This window comes from Streptomyces sp. NPDC001851, assembly GCF_040297165.1.
In the GTDB taxonomy this organism is placed as follows: domain Bacteria; phylum Actinomycetota; class Actinomycetes; order Streptomycetales; family Streptomycetaceae; genus Streptomyces.
Genome location: NZ_JBEOYR010000015.1, coordinates 187,554 through 203,014 on the forward strand (window position 1 = coordinate 187,554; position 15,461 = coordinate 203,014).

A 15,461-nucleotide genomic window follows, 5' to 3' on the forward strand; every position below is an offset into this window, starting at 1 on the left:
GACGACGGCCGTGTAGTCAGCCGGTCATGAAGCGGCAATGGGCGGGCAAAGGCCGGGAGCTATGGCCACTCCCGGTTCGTCCGCAGCCCGAAACAACGTCTACAAATGTGTAGTCGCATCTTGTCGCAGTCGATGGAAAGGGCGTACGGCGATGACCGCTTCCCCCCACCTGGCGTCGCAGCTCGCGGTCAACGTGCTCGACGCCCACTCCCTGCTCGCCGCCTTCGGCGTGCTCGGCGTCGGCGTGGTGCTCTTCGCGGAGACGGGCCTGCTGATCGGGTTCTTCCTGCCCGGAGACTCCCTGCTGTTCACGGCCGGACTGCTCTCCACGGGAACCTCCGGCCAAGGGCTGCACCTGTCGCTCGGGCCGCTGCTCGTCGCGGCGGCCGTCGGCGCCCTGGCCGGCTCGCAGTGCGGGTTCCTGCTCGGCCGGAAGGCGGGCGGCGCGCTGCTGGCCCGCAGCCGGTCGGCGAAGCTGCGCGAGGGCGCCCGGCGGGCCGAGGAGCTGCTGGGGCGCTACGGCCACGCGAAGGCGATCGTGCTCGCCCGGTTCGTCCCGGTGGTGCGCACGGTGCTGAACCCGATGGCGGGCGCGCTCGGCGTCCCGGCACGGACCTTCACCCTCTGGCAGGTGGCGGGCGGGCTCGTCTGGAGCCTCGGCCTGACGCTGGCCGGCTACGCGCTCGGCTCCTCGATCCCGAACATCGACAGGTACCTGCTGCCGGTGATCGCGCTGATCGTCCTCGTGTCCCTGCTCCCGGTCGCCGCCGAGCTGCTGCGCTCCCGCCGGGCGGCCAAGGAGGAGGCCCGCGGATGACGTACGCCCTGTCGGGCTCGTCCGTCGACGGGCCGCTCTACACCGACGTGGTGGATCTCGCCCACCGCTCCCCCGCCTGGCTGGACGACACCATCTCGGTCTGGTCGGCGTACGGGCTCGCGGTGTTCGCGCTGCTCATGGTCGTGGGCTGGTGGCGGGCCCGCCGGGACGGGGCGACCGCGGCGATGACGGCGTTCATGGTGCCGGTGGCGGTGGTGGTGGCGTTCGGGGTGAACAGCGCCGTGAAGCCGCTGGTGGCCGAGGACCGCCCGTGCCGCCGGCTGGCCTTCCGCACGCTGGAGGCGTGTCCCGCGCGGGGCGACTGGTCGTTCCCCAGCAATCACACCGCGATAGCGTTCGCCGCCGCGGTGGCCCTGTTCTTCGTCTCCCGGCGCCTGGGCGCCGTGGCCTCGGTGTGCGCCCTCGCCATGGCGGCCTCCCGGGTATGGGTCGGGGTGCACTATCCGCATGACGTCGTCGCGGGGGCGGCGCTCGGCGGTCTGGTGGGCCACCTCGCGATGACCGTCCTGCGGCGGTGGCCGACGGGTCTGGCGGACCGGCTCTCGGGCACCTGGCTGCGTCCGCTGCTGGTGTCGGGCACGGCATGAGGTCCGGCAGGCTCGCGGACGCGGCGGGCACGGCGGCCCTGGGCGCCTGGATGGCGTTCGCGGCGCTGACCGCGCTGGTGGTGAGCCATCAGGGCGGCCCGCTGTATCCGGACCGGGAACTGCTGTCCTGGTCCGTCGGGCACCGCCCGCCGGCGGCGGTGGCGGTGGCCCGCGCGCTGACCGCCACGGGCACCGGGGTGGTGCCGTACGTCCTGGTGGTCCTGGCGGGGCTGATCGCGGGACGCTCGGCGCGGCAGCGGCTGGTGGCCGTGCCGCTCGGCGCGCTCTGCCTCGGCGCGGGCCAGGCGGTCCGGTACGGCGTGATGGACCTGGTCGCCCGGGCCCGGCCGCCCGGGCCGGACTGGCGGACCCCCGCCTCCGGCTGGTCGTTCCCCTCCGGACACACCACCACGGCCGCCCTGACGGCCGGGCTGCTGATCCTCGCCCTGTGCCTGCGCGCCCCGCGCGCCCGGGTCCTGCTGTGTCCGCTGGTCGCCTGCTGGGGGGCGGGCGTCGGGCTGACCCGGGTCTACCTCGGCGTGCACTGGTTCACCGACGTGGTCGGCGGCTGGCTGTTCGCCGTCGGCTGGCTCGGCGTTCTCGGGTGCGCGGCGGCCCGGTGGCCGGCCGGGCGACACGCCCCCCGTGCCCCCGGGCACGGCCCATCCCACCCGAGCGACACGGCCGACGGGCCGGTGGAGAGACATGCGCCCCAGGATCCTCATCGTCGAGGACGATCACGCCCTGCGTGACGTGCTCCGCCGTGGACTGCACGACGAGGAGTTCGACACGGTCTGCGCCGGTGACGGCGCCACCGCCCTGCGGCTGGCGACACCGGACGTGTCGGCGGTCGTACTGGACGTCGGACTGCCCGACGCCGACGGCCGCGACGTCTGCCAGGCGATGCGCGCGGGCGGCTTCCTCGCCCCGGTCGTCTTCCTCACCGCCCGGCGGGGACTCGCGGACCGGCTGTCGGGCTTCTCGGCCGGCGGTGACGACTATCTCGCCAAGCCCTTCCATCTCGCCGAGCTGGCCGCGCGGCTGCGCGCCGCCCTGCGCCGCACCGCTCCTCCCGCCGCCTCCGTCGCCGCGGGCGGACTGGTGCTGGACGCCGTCCGGCACGGCGCCACCGTGCACGGCAGGCGCATCGACCTCACCCCGACGGAGTTCCGGCTGCTGGCGGCGCTCACCGCGGCCGGCGGGGAACTGGTGCGGCGCCGCGAGCTGCTGCGCGCGGGCTGGCCGGAGGGGGCGCAGGTCAGCGACAACACGCTGGACCAGTACCTGACCCGGCTGCGCCGCAAGCTGCGCACGGCGGGGAGCGAACGGACGATCGCCACGGCACGCGGGATCGGCCACCGCCTGACATGACCACCCGCACCCGTCTTGCCGCCCTACTCGCGCCCCGCACCCTGCGCGGCCGGCTCTCCCTGGTCGCACTGACCACCGCCGCGCTGCTGATGGTGATCCTCACCGTGGTGTTCAACACGGTGGTCCGCCACCGCCTCCAGCGGGAGGCGGACGACGAGCTGCGCACCCGCGCCGCGGCCGTCGCCACGACGGTCGACACCCGCCACGGCCGGGTGCGGGTGCTGGAGACCTCCGGTGACCGGCTCCTGGACACCAACGCCTGGATCTACGCGGACGGCCGGCTGCTGGAACAGCCCCCCTCCGGGGGCGGTGCGCTCACCCGCGCCGCCGGTGCCCTGGCCGCCCGCGGCCGACGGGGCTGTGCCGTGGTGCACGGCCCCGACACGGTGCGGCTGTGCGCGGAGCCGGTACCCGGCGCCGGGTCGCGGGCCACCGTGGTCACGGCGCTGGACCTCGCGCCGTACCGGAACTCGGCCGAAACACTGCTGCTGGGCTCGTTCGCGCTGGACGCGGTGATGCTCGCCTGCACCTACGCGCTCACCCGGCTCGCGGTGGGGCGGGCGCTGCGTCCGGTGCGCGCGATGACGGAGCAGGCGACGCAGTGGAGTGCCGTGGGCTCCGAGGAGCGGTTCGCGGGCCGCGGCCGGCCGGCCGAACTGGCCGCGCTCGGCGCCTCGTTGGACGCCCTGCTGGACCGGATCCGGGCGGTGCTGCGGCACGAGCGGCAGCTGACCGGCGAGCTGTCGCACGAGCTGCGCACCCCGCTCAGCCGGATCGTCGCCGAGCTGGACTGGTGGCGCTCCCGGCCGCGGTCCGCCGCCGAGACCCGGGCCTCCCACGAGGTCATGGCCGAAGCCGCGCAGTCGATGCGCACCATCTGCGACACCCTGCTCGACGAGGCCCGCGAGGGCGTCCCGACGGCACCCGGCACCGCCGACGTACCGACGGTGCTGCACCACCTGTCCGCCGCTCTGGACGCCCCGGACGCGGTGCGGATCGTCGTCGCGGGCGGCCCCGCGCCGCTCACGGCCGGGGTCAAGCCCGCGCTCCTCGAACGGATCGTCAGCCCACTGCTGGCCAACGCCGTCCGCTATGCCCGTACGACGGTCACACTCGCCGTGAGCCGGACGGACGGCGGCATACGGGTGGAAGTGACGGACGACGGCCCCGGCGTGCCCGGCGCCTTCACCGAACTGCTCTTCCAGCCCGGCAAGCGGGCCGACCCCGCCGACGGGCACGCCGGGGCCGGCCTGGGACTCCCGCTCGCCCGCCGCCTGGCCCGCTCAGCAGGGGGCGAGGTGACCCACGACCCCGGGCACGGTCCCGGCGCGCGGTTCCTGGTCACGCTGCCCGCCGGCTGAGTGCATCCGCGCGCCCCGTGCGGGGCGGACCCCCCGGCCCGCGGGAGGCGATCCATCATGGAGGTAGGGGCGGATCCCTGAGGAGGAGTACGGCATGGCCGGATCGGAGTCTGACGTCACCGAGGGCGCTGCGGGCGGCAAGTCGCGGTTCGACGACATCTACGACCGGCCGGATCCCCGCGCGTACTTCCGGCGGCTGGCCCCGCTGGACTACGAGATCCCCCACCACGCCCAGCCCGTCTTCCGGCAGGCCGCTGCCGAACGGGCCGCGTCCAGCACCGCGGGGCGGCCCGGCCGCCCCGCGGTGCTGGACGTCTGCTGCTCGTACGGGATCAACGCCGCGCTGCTCAACCACGACGTGACGCTGGCGCAGCTGTACGAGCGGTACACCTCCCCCGCCTGCCAGGCGATGTCGACGGCGGAACTGGCGGCACAGGACAAGGGGTTCTACGCCGAGCGGCGCCGGGCGGACGCCGTGCCGGTCATCGGCCTGGACATCTCGGCACCCGCCGTCCACTACGCGCGCGAGGTCGGGCTCCTGGACGCCGCCTTCACCGACGACCTCGAACACGGCTCCCCCGGCCCCGGGCTGAGCCACGCCCTGGCCGACGTCGGCCTCATCACCCTGACGGGCGGCGGCAGCTACATCACCGCCCGCACCTTCACGGCGCTGCTGGAGAGCGCCCGCAGACCGGTCTGGGTCAGCGCGTTCGTCCTGCGGACGGTGTCCTACCACCCGGTCGTCCAGGCTCTGGCCGCACACGGTCTGACCACCACCGTCGATGTCTCCCGCACCTATCCGCAGCGCCTCTTCACGGACGAGCGCGAACGCCGCTACGCGATCCAGGCGGTACGGGCGCTGGGCGGCGACCCCACGGGGCGCGAAGAAGCCGGTCGTTTCCACTGCCTCCACTACGAGTCCCGGCCCGGTACTCCGTGACAGCCGGTGGAAGACCCTGCCTGGGGACCCGTTTCCGCTGTGACGTCCTTGCGGGCCACGATGAACGCATCAGGAGCGCCGGCGCGGGACGGGTCAGGGCAGGACGTGCGGTCCGTCCGGGCGGGTGGTGCGCTGCTCGACCATCTCCCGGCTCAATGCCTCGGTCTCCGGTTCCGGCAGCCGCTCGAAGCCGTCCGCGGTGATGACGCAGACGACGGGGAAGATACGGCGGTTCAGGTCGGGGCCGCCGGTGGCCGAGTCGTCGTCCGCCGCGTCGTACAGCGCCTGGAGCGCGGCGAGGGCGGCCTCGCGGCGGGTGAGGCCGGGCCGGTACAGCTTCTTCAGGGCGCCCCGGGCGTACGGGGAGCCGGACCCCTCGGCGTAGAAGTCCTGCTTCTCGTAGAGACCGCCGGCCGCGTCGAAACCGAAGATCCGGCCGCGGCCGCCCTCGGGCGCCGTGAGGTCGTATCCGGCGAGCAGCGGGACGACGGCGAGGCCCTGCATGGCCTGGGCGAGGTTCTGCCGGATCATGGCCGCGAGGCGGGTCGCCTTGCCGCCCAGGGTCATCGGGGTGCCCTCGATCTTCTCGAAGTGCGTGAGCTCGACCTGGTAGAGCCGCACCATGTCGACGGCGAGGCCGACGGTGCCGGCGAAGGCGACGGCCGTGAAGTCGTCGGCGGGGTGCACCTTCTCCAGGTCGCGCTGGGCGATGAGGTTGCCCATGGTGGCCCTGCGGTCGCCGGCTATCAGCACGCCGTCGCGGTAGGTGAGGGCGAGCACGGTGGTGCCGTGCGGGAAGCGGTCGGGGGCCATGCGCACGCCGTCGGGCAGCGAGCGGGCGGCGGGCAGCAGCCCGGGCCGGTGCGCGGCCAGGAAGTCGGTGAAGGACGACGTCCCCGCGTGACATCCGAGTCCTACCTGCGGCGGGCGCGCGGGAAACTCCCCGTCGCTCACAGGGCCTTGCGCCGCACCAGCACCCCGAGCACGACCAGCCCCGGCAGCAGCGGTACCCACACGGTCAGCAGCCGGTAGCCGAGCACGGCGGAGGCGGCGGCCACCGTCGGGGCGCCGGAGACGGTGAGGGCGAGGGCGAGCGCCGCGTCGAGGGAGCCGAGGCCGCCCGGAGTGGGCAGCAGCGCGGCGGCGCTGCTCGCGGCGAGGTACAGCAGGGCCACCTGGAGCGGGGGCAGTGGCAGAGCGACCGCCCGGGTGACGGCGATGAGGACCAGACAGTGCAGGGCGGCGAAGGCGAGGGAGCCGCCCCACAGGGCCACGGCTCGTACGGGGCTGACGTGCAGGGCGCGGATGTCGGTCAGGGCGGCCGACAGGGCCCGTCGGCAGCGTCCCCACCAGGGGCTCGCCGGCAGGACCGCGAGCAGGGCGAGGCCGCCGGCGGCGACGGTCAGGGTCACGGGGCTGAGGGGCGGGAGGCGCAGCAGGCCGGGGCAGGCGGGGGTGAGCACGGCGATCAGCGCCAGGCGGACGGCGGCGCCGGCGGTGGCCTTGACGACGAGGGCGCCGACCGAGCGGCCGGCGGGCAGTCCGCAGCGCATCAGGAACCGCAGGTTGACCGCGCCCGCGCCGAGCCCGGCGGGCAGCAGGTGCCCCGCGGCGGAGGCGGCGAACTGGGCGGCGAGCAGCCGGCGTCGGGGCAGCCGTCGTACGACCGCGCCCTGCTGGGCGAGCGCCGAGGCCGCCCAGGTGCCGACGGCCGCCGCCGCGCCGGCCAGCAGCCAGCCCCGGTCGGCGCCGGCCAGCCGCCAGGCTCCGTCCTCCAGCACGGGCCAGTGCCGGCGGACCAGGTACAGCCCGCCGAGCAGGACGGTGAGCAGAACGCCCGCGTGCCAGCGGGCGCGGCGCCGGCCGAGGAAGACGGCGAGGTCCGCCGGTGAGGTCATCGGCCGCTCTCCGGCACGGTGAAGTACAGTCGCCCGCCGTCGAAGGGCTGGGTCGGCCAGTCGCGGGCGTACCCGGGCGGCCCGGAGCCGGCGGGCACCAGTACGGCGACCGGGATGCGCAGGGCGGTGCCGGCGATGCCGTGCTCGGTGGCGTTGGCGTTGTGCCCGCTCGTCGCGGCCGAGGCGCAGCCGGCGTAGAACGCGATCGGGATGGCCTCGTTCCCGGTGAGCAGGCAGGGCGGGCGGACACCGAGCCGGTGCAGGGCGGCGGCCGTGCGGGACCAGCCGCGGTGCTGTGCGGTGGTGGTGTCCACCGTGTGTGTCAGGACGGCCAGTTGCACCGCGAGGTGGACGGCGAGTCCCAGGGCGAGAAGCGTGGCGACGACCGGGCGCCAGGGCCGGCGCGGTGCGCTGACCAGGTGGGTCAGCGCGTCGGCGACCGGGAGCGCGAGCAGGGCGTAGGCGGGCAGCAGGAAGCGCGGGGCCGCGTAGTCGATGAGGAACAGGTAGGGGAACGCGGCGGTCGCCGCGCAGGCGAACGGCAGCAGCGTGGCCGTCGTACGCCGGGCGCGGACGGCGACGGCGAGCCCGAGCACGGCGAGCAGGGGCAGGGCGAACCACCAGGCGGTGACCACCGGGTGGGGCAGGTCCCCGGTGCAGGGCCGGCACAGGGTCCGGCCGCCGAGGCTGCGCAGTTGGTCGATGACGGCGAAGTGCGCCCCCAGACCGCCCTGGATCGCCGAGGCGTCGGCGAGTCGGCGCAGCAGGCCGCCGTAGCCGGCGTAGGCCTCGACGATCCACTCGGCGGCACCGGCCGCGAGCCCGGCGAGCAGCACCGCGAGGGGCCGCCAGTGGCGGCGGGCGAGGCCGAGGACGAGCAGCGGCAGCACCGCCCAGACGGCGTCCATGGGCCGCATCCAGGCCATGAGCGCGGCGCTCGCCGCCAGGCCCCGATACGGGGAGCGCCCCTGGCCGGTGCGGGCGCGCAGGAAACAGGCGACGGCGGCCAGGGCGCCCACGGCCACCCAGTAGTTGGGCATGGCCTGCGGGCCGTAGAACAGGGTCACCCACAGGGAGGCGAACAGGGCGCCGGCGAGGGCGAGGACGCGGACCGGGAACAGGCCGCGCCAGGCGCGCAGGGCCAGGAACAGCGCGAGCCCGGACAGCACCGCGAGGTAGATCCGCAGCAGGGGCGTCGAGGACGACCAGGAGGCGACGGGCGCGACGAGCAGGGAGACGCCGCGGGCGCGGGGTGCGCTGAAGAAGGCGGCGGGGGCGTGCGCGCCGACCTGGCTGACGTAGACCGTCTCGTCCCAGCCGAGGCCCATGCCGGGCCGGACGAGGAGCAGTTGGGCCAGGGTGAAGGCCGCGGCCACGGCCGCGAGCACGAGCGTGCCCCGCGTCCGCCGGGCGCCGCCGGCGGTACGGTCCGAGCGCTCGCGCCGCAGTCCCGCCAGTGTGGCGTGCGCGCTGCCGGCCATCTTCACCCCTGTCCCTCGGCGTGCGGAACCCTGTCACCCCGCAGGGAAAACACCGTCAAACTATCCCAAACTCCGGGAGTCAACCGGGCAGACGGCGCCAACCGGCCGACGGCACTACGCGCTGTAAGGTTGGGGCATGGCTGGCACAGGGTCCCGCGGCAGGGTGGAGCGGCGCAGCGCCGGTGCGCTGGAGAGCGAAGTGCTGGCCGCACTCTGGGCGACCGAGCGGCCGCTGACCCCGGCGGAGATCCAGGCCGGGATCGACGGCGCACTCGCCTACAACACCGTGCACACGATCCTCAAACGCCTCTACGACAAGGGGCTGGTGCTGCGGGACGCCGACGGGCGGCGCGGCGCGTACCGTCCGGCGAAGAACGCGGCCGAGCTGACCGCCGAGGCGATGCACGAGGCGCTGGACCGGGGCCCGGACCCGATCGCCGCGCTCCAGCAGTTCGTGACCGGCCTGAGTCCCGAGGAGGAGCGGGCGCTGCGCGAGCTGCTCGCGGGAGGCGGCGTATGACGGTCGGCTGTGCGGCCCGCCGGTGCCGTCCCCGCGGATCGTTCCCGCGTGCGCCGGGCGCGTCCTGACCTCGGCGGCCGTGCTGACCGCCGTGGCCACCGCCCGGCAGCCGGTCCTGCCGGCCGCCGCGCACCGGGCCTCACCGGCCGGGCGCCCCGTTCGGGGCGCGATGCGGCGGCTGCTCCGGCGCCGGGCGGCGGACCACCGGTGGTACGGCCCGCACCGCCGGCCCGTCCGTGCTCACGGTGAGCGGCTCGCCATGGTGGCGCAGGCTCAACGGCGGCCCGTCCAGCAGCGCGTACGTCGCCTTGTCCGCGCTGATCTCCACCCGCAGCCGCCGGCCGCGGAACTCCACGTTGAAGGCGAGCCGGCTCAGCCGCTCGGGCAGGCGCGGCGCGAACCGCAGCCGCTCGCCGTCGCGGCGCATTCCGCCGAAGCCCGCCACCAGCGCCATCCAGGTACCGGCGAGTGAGGCGATGTGCAGCCCGTCGCGGGTGTTGTGCTCCAGGTCCTGCAGATCCATCAGGGCGGCCTCGGTGGTGTAGGCGTGGGCGAGGTCCAGGTGGCCCGCCCGGGCGGCGACGACGGCCTGGCAGCAGGCGGACAGGGACGAGTCCCGGACGGTCAGCGGCTCGTAGTAGGCGAAGTTCCGGGCGATCTGCTCCTCGTCGTGCTCCGCTTCGAACCAGTCGCCGCAGGTGTACATGGCCAGCACCAGGTCGGCCTGCTTGACGACCTGCTTGCGGTAGAGGTCGAAGTACGGGAAGTGCAGCAGCAGCGGGTACTGGTCGGCGCGGGTGCCGGCGAAGTCCCAGCGCTGGTAGCGGGTGAACCCGGCGTGCTGTTCGTGGACACGCAGTTCGTCGTTGTACGGGATGTGCATCGCCTCGGCGGCGTCCCGCCAGGACGCGGTCTCCTCCTCGTCCACGCCGAGCCGGGCCGCCTCACGCGGGTGGCGTTCGGCGGCGTCGGCCGCGGCGAGCAGGTTCTGCCGGGCCATGAGGTTGGTGTAGGCGTTGTCGTCGGCGACCGCGCTGTACTCGTCGGGGCCGGTGACGCCGTCGATGTGGAAGGTGCCGCGGGTGTCGTGGTGGCCCAGCGAGCGCCACAGCCGGGCCGTCTCCACCAGCAGCTCCACGCCGGCCTCGCGTTCGAAGACGGTGTCGCCGGTGGCCTCGACGTACCGGACCACGGCATCCGCTATACCGGCGTTCACATGGAAGGCGGCGGTGCCGGCCGGCCAGTACGCCGAGCCCTCCGGTCCCGCGATGGTCCGCCAGGGGAACGCGGCGCCGCCGAGCCCCAGCTGGGCGGCGCGCTCACGGGCCTCGTCGAGGGTGTTGTACCGCCAGCGCAGCGCCTCCGCGACGGCCGCCGGCGCGGTGTGGGTGAGCACGGGCAGCACGAACATCTCGGTGTCCCAGAAGGCGTGCCCGTCGTAGCCGGAGCCGGTCAGGCCTTTGGCGGGGATCGCGCGCTGCTCGGCGCGCGCCCCCGCCTGCAGCACGTGGAAGAGCGCGAAACGGACGGCCTGCTGGACCTCCTCGTCGCCGTCCACCTCGACGTCGGCGCGGGCCCAGAAATCGTCCAGGCAGGCCCGCTGGTCGTCGAGCAGGCCCTGCCAGCCGTCGTGCGCGGCGGCGGCGAGCGCGGCGTCGACCTGGTCGGCCATCGCGGGCAGCGAACGGGCGCCGGACCAGCCGTGGGCGACCAGCTTCTCGACCCGCAGCGCCTGCCCGGGTTCCAGCACCGAGGTGACGGTCAGCCGGGCCACGTCGCCGCCGCTCTCGCTGCGGGTGGTGGTGCGCTGCGGGCCGCTGACGACGTGGTCGGCGGCCACGGCCACCCGCAGGCCGCTGCGCCGCGTGCGGTGCACCAGCCGCAGCCGGCCGCCGGCGGCGAAGTGGTCCTCCTGCTCCAGCGGCGACTGCAGCGCCATGGCCGCGCGCGGGTCGCCGTCGGACTCGGGCAGGGACTCGTTGGCGACCAGCTCGGACTGGATCACCACGCGGCTGCGTCCGCCGACGGCCTCCACCTCGTAGGCGATCGCGGCCATCGCGCGCTGCGTCAGCGACACCAGCCGGGTCGAGCGCACCCGGACCGTGGAGCCCGCCGGGGAGGTCCACTCGCAGGTCCGCTCCAGCACCCCGCGGCGCAGGTCCAGGACCCGCTCGTGGGCGACGAGGCGGCCGTAGCGCAGGTCGAACGGTTCGTCGTCCACCAACAGCCTCAGGACCTTGCCGTTGGTGACGTTGATGACCGTCTGGCCGGACTCCGGGTAGCCGTAGCCGGCCTCCGCGTACGGCAGCGGGTGCACCTCGTGCACGCCGTTGAGGTAGCTGCCGGGCAGGCCGTGCGGTTCGCCCTCGTCGAGGTTGCCGCGCCAGCCGACATGGCCGTTGGAGAGGGCGAACACCGACTCGCTCTGGGCGAGGACGTCGAGATCGAGGGCGGTCTCCCGGACGGCCCACGGCTCGACGGCGTACGAACGGTCGGTGATCACCGCTTGCCTCCCAGTTCGGCGAGATCCTTCACCACGACGCTCGCGCCGTGGGCGTACAGCGCGTCGGTCTGCCCGGCCCGGTCCACCCCGACGACGTATCCGAAGCCGCCCGCGCGGCCCGCGTCCATGCCGGCCAGCGCGTCCTCGAAGACGGCGGCCCGCCGCGGCTCGACGCCCAGGTCGCGGGCGGCGGCGAGGAAGGTGTCGGGGTGCGGCTTGCCCGGCAGGTGCCGGTCGGCGGCGACCACGCCGTCGATCCGCACGTCGAAGAAGTGCTCGGCGCCGACGGAGCGCAGCACGTCCCGGCAGTTGGCGCTGGAGGAGACGATCGCCGTGCGCAGCCCCCCGGCGCGGACCGCCGCCAGATAGCGCAGGGTGCCCTCGTAGGCCTCGACGCCGCCGGTGCGGATCCTCTCCAGCAGCAGGACGTTCTTGCGGTTGCCGAGGCCGTGCACGGTAGGCGTGTCCGGTGGGTCCCCGGGGGTGCCCTCGGGCAGGTGGATGCCGCGCGAGTCGAGGAAGGCCCGGACGCCGTCGGCGCGGGGTCGGCCGTCGACGTACTCGTCGTAGTCGGCGACCGGGTCGAAGGGCCGTCCCCGCTCCCCCTGGTAGTCCCGCAGGAACGCGTCGAACGTCTCCTTCCAGGCGGCGGCGTGCACGACGGCGGTCTTGGTGACGACCCCGTCGAGGTCGAAGAGACAGGCCTGGATTCCGTCGGGAAGACCGAGCTGAGTCATACCCTGCACTGTTCCCCCCGGGGCGCCGTCCAGTGAGTGGCGCACGCCACACAGTGCGCGAGCTCCGGGTGACACACTCGGCTGTGTGCCGCCGACCTTCGACGATCTCCTCGCCCGTGCCCGCGCACTGCCCCGGGACGGCCGACGCGCCCTGCTAGGCATCGCGGGCAGCCCGGGTGCGGGCAAGACCACCCTCGCCGAGCATCTGGTGCGCGCCCTGAACGCCGACGGGCCGCCGTGGGCGGCGCATGTCCCCATGGACGGCTTCCACCTCGCCGACGCCGAGCTGGACCGGCTCGGCCGCCGGGCTCGCAAGGGGGCGCCGGACACGTTCGACGCGGCCGGGTACGCGGCGCTGTTGCGGCGGTTGCGGGAGGACGCCGACGACGTGGTGTACGCGCCGGGGTTCGAGCGGGTGCTGGAGCAGCCGATCGCGGGCGCGATCCCGGTGCCGCCGACGGCCCGGCTGGTGGTGACCGAGGGCAACTACCTCCTGCTGACGGAGGGTTCGTGGGCGCGGGTGCGACCGTGTCTGGACGAGGTGTGGTTCTGCGAGGCGGAGGAGGACGAGCGGATCCGCCGACTGGTCGCCCGGCACGAGGAGTTCGGCAAGGACCACGAGACGGCCGTGGCCTGGGTCCGGTGCACGGACCAGCGCAACGCCGAGCTGGTGGCGGCGACGCGGGGGCGGGCGGACCTGGTGGTACCGGTCGCCTGAACGCCTCCCGGTGCCCCACCGCGCCTCGGTGCCTCGCGAGCCCCGCACGGGCGGGGCGGTGCCGGCCGGGGCACGCTGGTCGCGGGCTCCGGCGGACGCCCTCGGCCAACGGCGACGCGCGGGTCGCGGGCGGCACGCCGCGGGGGCCGAGCGGCTGCGGGTGCGCGGCGCCTGCGCGCGGGACGCGGGCGCGCTGGAGGTCGCGCTGCGCAGCGGAGGCAAGGCGCCGCTGACGGTCCGTCGCCTCGCCGTGCCGGCCGGCTCGGCGGTGCCGTCCCTGCGGTTCGGCGCCGAGCGGCCGCCGACGGCGGGCAGCACCCTGCCGGTGCCGGACGCGCCCCGGCCGTCCGGCCGGTTCACCCGGATCGCGATGAACTCCGGCCTGCTGCGGGCCGTACCCGTGTACACGGCAGAAGGTCTGCCGGTACGACTCGTGGAGCGGTGACGCCTCCGGCGGCGGGAGCGGTGCGACGGCAGGGCCATGATCCGGCCCGCCGCCGTTCCCGCCACCCCTCGGCCGGTGCCACCGCGGGGCGGATGATGGCGCGCACACAGCACCTGGTTCTCACCCGGGAAGCCCCGGCCGAAGAGCCGTCACGGCCGGCCCCCGGCCGCCCGTACGCCCGGCTGCGCCGCCACCGGCGGTGGCTGGTCCCGCTGGTGGCCGCGCTGCTGCTCGCGCAGATGGCCGCGGCGATGGTCACCACGGCCGTCCAGCAGACGCCGACGATCGACGAGCCGGTGTACGTCGCGACGGCCACCGACTACCTGCGTGAGCACCGGATCCGCTACAACCCCGAGCATCCGCCGCTCGGCAAGCTGCTGATCGCGGCCGGTGTGGCGGTGGCCGACCCGCGCTACGACCCGTCGTACCCCGGCACTCAAGGGGACGTGGGCCGGCATCTGCTGTACGAGTCCGGCAACGACCCCTGGCGGCTGATGTTCTGGTCCCGGCTGCCGGTGATCGTGCTGACGCTGCTGTTCGGGCTGGTCGCGTTCGCGTTCGCCCGCGAGCTGACGGGCACGGCGGGCGGTCTGGTGGCGCTCGCGCTGTACGCCTTCTCGCCCGACCTGATCGCGCATGGTTCGCTGGCCACGCTGGACGTGCCGATGGCCGGGTTCGTCCTGACGTCGGCCTGGCTCGTGTGGCGGGCCCGGCGGCGGCCCCTGCCGTACCTTCCGCTCGCCGGTGCGGCCCTCGGCGCGGCCGTCGCGACCAAGATGAGCGCACTGCCGGCGGTACCGGTCCTGATGGGTCTGGCCGCGCTGTCCACCCTCGCCGCGGGCCGCAGCCGGGGACCGGCGGCGAACAGGGGACCGGCACGCTGCGCGCGGTCCGCGCTCGCAGCAGCGCGCGTCGCCGGCCGGCGCGACACCCCGCGCCGCCCCGGGATCGGAGCCGGGGTCCCCCTCGTGCCCGCGCGGCCGGGGGGCGGGCGGTGCTGGAAAGCGCTCTCGGTGATCGCGGGCGGGCGGTGCCGGAGAGCGCCGTGGGCGGCCTTCGGCGGGCGGCGGCGGAAAGCGCTGTCCGCCCTCGCCGGGGCGGGCGTCCTCCTGCTGGTGGCGGTCGGTGTCGTCTGGGCCGCGTACCTGGCCGTCGATCCGCGGCTGCGGTTCACGCCCGCCGAGCCCGTGCCGGTCCTGCACGGGCTGCGCGGGCGCCTGGTGGACCTGCTGCCGGTGCCGGGCGCGTACCGGGCCGGGATGCGGGTGCAGTTCGGGCTGGAGTACCAGCCGTGGCAGGGCTATCTGTTCGGGCACCTGTACACCGGCTCGCTCTGGTACTACCTGCCGGCCGCCCTGCTGGTGAAGTCGCCGCTCGGGCTGCTGGTGCTGGGCGCGGCCGGCGCCGTGACGGTCGTGGCGCTGCCAGGGCTGCGGCCCGCCGCGCCGTATCTGCTGCTGCCGCCCGGGGTGCTGCTCGCGGCGGCCATGACGGGGTCGCGGGACTTCGGGACGAGGTACGCGCTGTGCGTGCCGGTGTTCCTCGCGGTGGCGGCGGCCTGTGTGCCGCGGCCCGGCCGGCGGTGGACGGCGGTGGCGGCGGCCGCGCTGGTGCTGTGCACGGCGGTGAGTTCGGCGCGGACGTTCCCGTACTACCTGCCGTACTCCAACGAGGCGTTCGGCGGCCCGGCGCACACCCATCGGCTGCTGCACGACTCCAACGTCGACTGGGGACAGGACCTGGGCCGGCTCGCCGACCGGCTCCGGCAGCGGTATCCGGGCGAGCGGGTGTGGCTGGTGTACAAGGGCAGCGGCGTGCCGTCGTACTACGGCATCCGTGCCGCCGATCCGCGCACCGTACCGCCGCAGCGGGTGCACGGGCTGCTGGTGGTGTCGGACTCCGCGCTCGCCAAGGCGCGCGGACGGCTCGCCGAGCTGGTCGGAAGCAGCAGGCCGGCCGGCGAGGTGGGGCATTCGATCAGCCTCTTCCGACGCTGAAACCTCCTGCTCAAGCCCCTGTTCACGACGGTCGGTGAGCTATGTTGAGTGCTTGTGGCAGACAA

The 15,461-nt window shown here is 75.1% G+C and carries 15 protein-coding genes; 10 read left to right on the plus strand and 5 right to left on the minus strand.

The features are described from left to right. Nucleotides 1–151: 151 nt before the first annotated feature. The 6 genes from ABT171_RS23425 to ABT171_RS23450 all read left to right on the plus strand — a co-directional run bounded on the left by ABT171_RS23425 (nt 152) and on the right by ABT171_RS23450 (nt 5,097). Nucleotides 152–817, plus strand: coding sequence for a DedA family protein (locus tag ABT171_RS23425; RefSeq protein ID WP_351246761.1), 666 nt, complete (start codon nt 152–154; stop codon nt 815–817). Next, a complete protein-coding gene (locus ABT171_RS23430) occupies nt 814–1,425 on the plus strand; it encodes a phosphatase PAP2 family protein (RefSeq protein WP_351246763.1) in 612 nt (203 codons plus the stop codon). The genes ABT171_RS23425 and ABT171_RS23430 overlap by 4 nt, the downstream gene beginning before the upstream one ends. Beyond that, nucleotides 1,422–2,177, plus strand: coding sequence for a phosphatase PAP2 family protein (locus tag ABT171_RS23435; RefSeq protein WP_351246765.1), 756 nt, complete (start codon nt 1,422–1,424; stop codon nt 2,175–2,177). Before ABT171_RS23430 ends, ABT171_RS23435 begins: the two co-directional genes overlap by 4 nt. Next, the gene (locus tag ABT171_RS23440; RefSeq protein WP_351246767.1) at nt 2,131–2,796 is read left to right on the plus strand and encodes a response regulator transcription factor; all 666 of its coding nucleotides are present in this window, start codon (nt 2,131–2,133) and stop codon (nt 2,794–2,796) included. The genes ABT171_RS23435 and ABT171_RS23440 overlap by 47 nt, the downstream gene beginning before the upstream one ends. Next, complete coding sequence (locus ABT171_RS23445; RefSeq protein WP_351246769.1) at nt 2,793–4,157, plus strand: sensor histidine kinase; 1,365 nt, start codon at nt 2,793–2,795, stop codon at nt 4,155–4,157. Before ABT171_RS23440 ends, ABT171_RS23445 begins: the two co-directional genes overlap by 4 nt. 94 nt (nt 4,158–4,251) lie before the next feature. Next, on the plus strand, nt 4,252–5,097 hold the full coding sequence (locus ABT171_RS23450) for a hypothetical protein (protein WP_351246771.1): 846 nt from the start codon (nt 4,252–4,254) through the stop codon (nt 5,095–5,097). Between the two features lie 93 nt (nt 5,098–5,190). On the opposite strand, the gene prcB is transcribed toward ABT171_RS23450, so the two are convergent. From prcB to ABT171_RS23465, 3 genes are read right to left on the minus strand one after another with little or no spacing between them, the layout of a single operon-like run. Continuing rightward, a complete protein-coding gene (prcB, locus tag ABT171_RS23455; protein WP_351246773.1) occupies nt 5,191–6,051 on the minus strand; it encodes a proteasome subunit beta in 861 nt (286 codons plus the stop codon). Next, nucleotides 6,048–6,995, minus strand: coding sequence for a lysylphosphatidylglycerol synthase transmembrane domain-containing protein (locus ABT171_RS23460; protein ID WP_351246775.1), 948 nt, complete (start codon nt 6,993–6,995; stop codon nt 6,048–6,050). Before ABT171_RS23460 ends, prcB begins: the two co-directional genes overlap by 4 nt. Then, nucleotides 6,992–8,476 carry a hypothetical protein gene (locus tag ABT171_RS23465; protein ID WP_351246777.1) on the minus strand — a complete coding sequence of 495 codons (1,485 nt, stop codon included), beginning with the start codon at nt 8,474–8,476 and terminating at the stop codon, nt 6,992–6,994. Before ABT171_RS23465 ends, ABT171_RS23460 begins: the two co-directional genes overlap by 4 nt. A gap of 136 nt (nt 8,477–8,612) precedes the next feature. On the opposite strand from ABT171_RS23465, the gene ABT171_RS23470 reads away from it, so the two are divergent. Beyond that, nucleotides 8,613–8,996 carry a BlaI/MecI/CopY family transcriptional regulator gene (locus tag ABT171_RS23470; protein ID WP_351246779.1) on the plus strand — a complete coding sequence of 128 codons (384 nt, stop codon included), beginning with the start codon at nt 8,613–8,615 and terminating at the stop codon, nt 8,994–8,996. Between the two features lie 139 nt (nt 8,997–9,135). Here the strand turns inward: ABT171_RS23470 and ABT171_RS23475 are convergent, their stop codons facing one another. Beyond that, nucleotides 9,136–11,499, minus strand: coding sequence for a glycoside hydrolase family 65 protein (locus ABT171_RS23475; RefSeq protein ID WP_351246781.1), 2,364 nt, complete (start codon nt 11,497–11,499; stop codon nt 9,136–9,138). Then, nucleotides 11,496–12,236 carry an HAD family hydrolase gene (locus ABT171_RS23480; protein WP_351246783.1) on the minus strand — a complete coding sequence of 247 codons (741 nt, stop codon included), beginning with the start codon at nt 12,234–12,236 and terminating at the stop codon, nt 11,496–11,498. Before ABT171_RS23480 ends, ABT171_RS23475 begins: the two co-directional genes overlap by 4 nt. A gap of 85 nt (nt 12,237–12,321) precedes the next feature. Here ABT171_RS23480 and ABT171_RS23485 point away from each other — a divergent pair, with 85 nt between their 5' ends. From ABT171_RS23485 to ABT171_RS23495, 3 genes are all read left to right on the plus strand, one after another. Beyond that, nucleotides 12,322–12,954 (plus strand): nucleoside/nucleotide kinase family protein, encoded by a 633-nt coding sequence (locus ABT171_RS23485; RefSeq protein WP_351246785.1) that lies wholly within the window; start codon nt 12,322–12,324, stop codon nt 12,952–12,954. 28 nt (nt 12,955–12,982) lie between these two features. Then, a complete protein-coding gene (locus ABT171_RS23490) occupies nt 12,983–13,399 on the plus strand; it encodes a hypothetical protein (RefSeq protein WP_351246787.1) in 417 nt (138 codons plus the stop codon). A 92-nt stretch (nt 13,400–13,491) separates the two neighbouring features. After that, the gene (locus ABT171_RS23495) at nt 13,492–15,396 is read left to right on the plus strand and encodes a phospholipid carrier-dependent glycosyltransferase (RefSeq protein WP_503076247.1); all 1,905 of its coding nucleotides are present in this window, start codon (nt 13,492–13,494) and stop codon (nt 15,394–15,396) included. Nucleotides 15,397–15,461 lie beyond the last annotated feature (65 nt).

Coding starts and splice junctions, on each gene's coding strand:
- ABT171_RS23435 (WP_351246765.1), top strand. CDS start 1,422: ATGAGGTCCGGCAGGCTCGCGGACGCGGCGGGCACGGCGGCCCTGGGC.
- ABT171_RS23425 (WP_351246761.1), top strand. CDS start 152: ATGACCGCTTCCCCCCACCTGGCGTCGCAGCTCGCGGTCAACGTGCTC.
- ABT171_RS23430 (WP_351246763.1), top strand. CDS start 814: ATGACGTACGCCCTGTCGGGCTCGTCCGTCGACGGGCCGCTCTACACC.
- ABT171_RS23470 (WP_351246779.1), top strand. CDS start 8,613: ATGGCTGGCACAGGGTCCCGCGGCAGGGTGGAGCGGCGCAGCGCCGGT.
- ABT171_RS23450 (WP_351246771.1), top strand. CDS start 4,252: ATGGCCGGATCGGAGTCTGACGTCACCGAGGGCGCTGCGGGCGGCAAG.
- ABT171_RS23495 (WP_503076247.1), top strand. CDS start 13,492: ATGATGGCGCGCACACAGCACCTGGTTCTCACCCGGGAAGCCCCGGCC.
- ABT171_RS23445 (WP_351246769.1), top strand. CDS start 2,793: ATGACCACCCGCACCCGTCTTGCCGCCCTACTCGCGCCCCGCACCCTG.
- ABT171_RS23460 (WP_351246775.1), bottom strand. CDS start 6,995: ATGACCTCACCGGCGGACCTCGCCGTCTTCCTCGGCCGGCGCCGCGCC.
- ABT171_RS23440 (WP_351246767.1), top strand. CDS start 2,131: ATGCGCCCCAGGATCCTCATCGTCGAGGACGATCACGCCCTGCGTGAC.
- ABT171_RS23480 (WP_351246783.1), bottom strand. CDS start 12,236: ATGACTCAGCTCGGTCTTCCCGACGGAATCCAGGCCTGTCTCTTCGAC.
- ABT171_RS23465 (WP_351246777.1), bottom strand. CDS start 8,476: ATGGCCGGCAGCGCGCACGCCACACTGGCGGGACTGCGGCGCGAGCGC.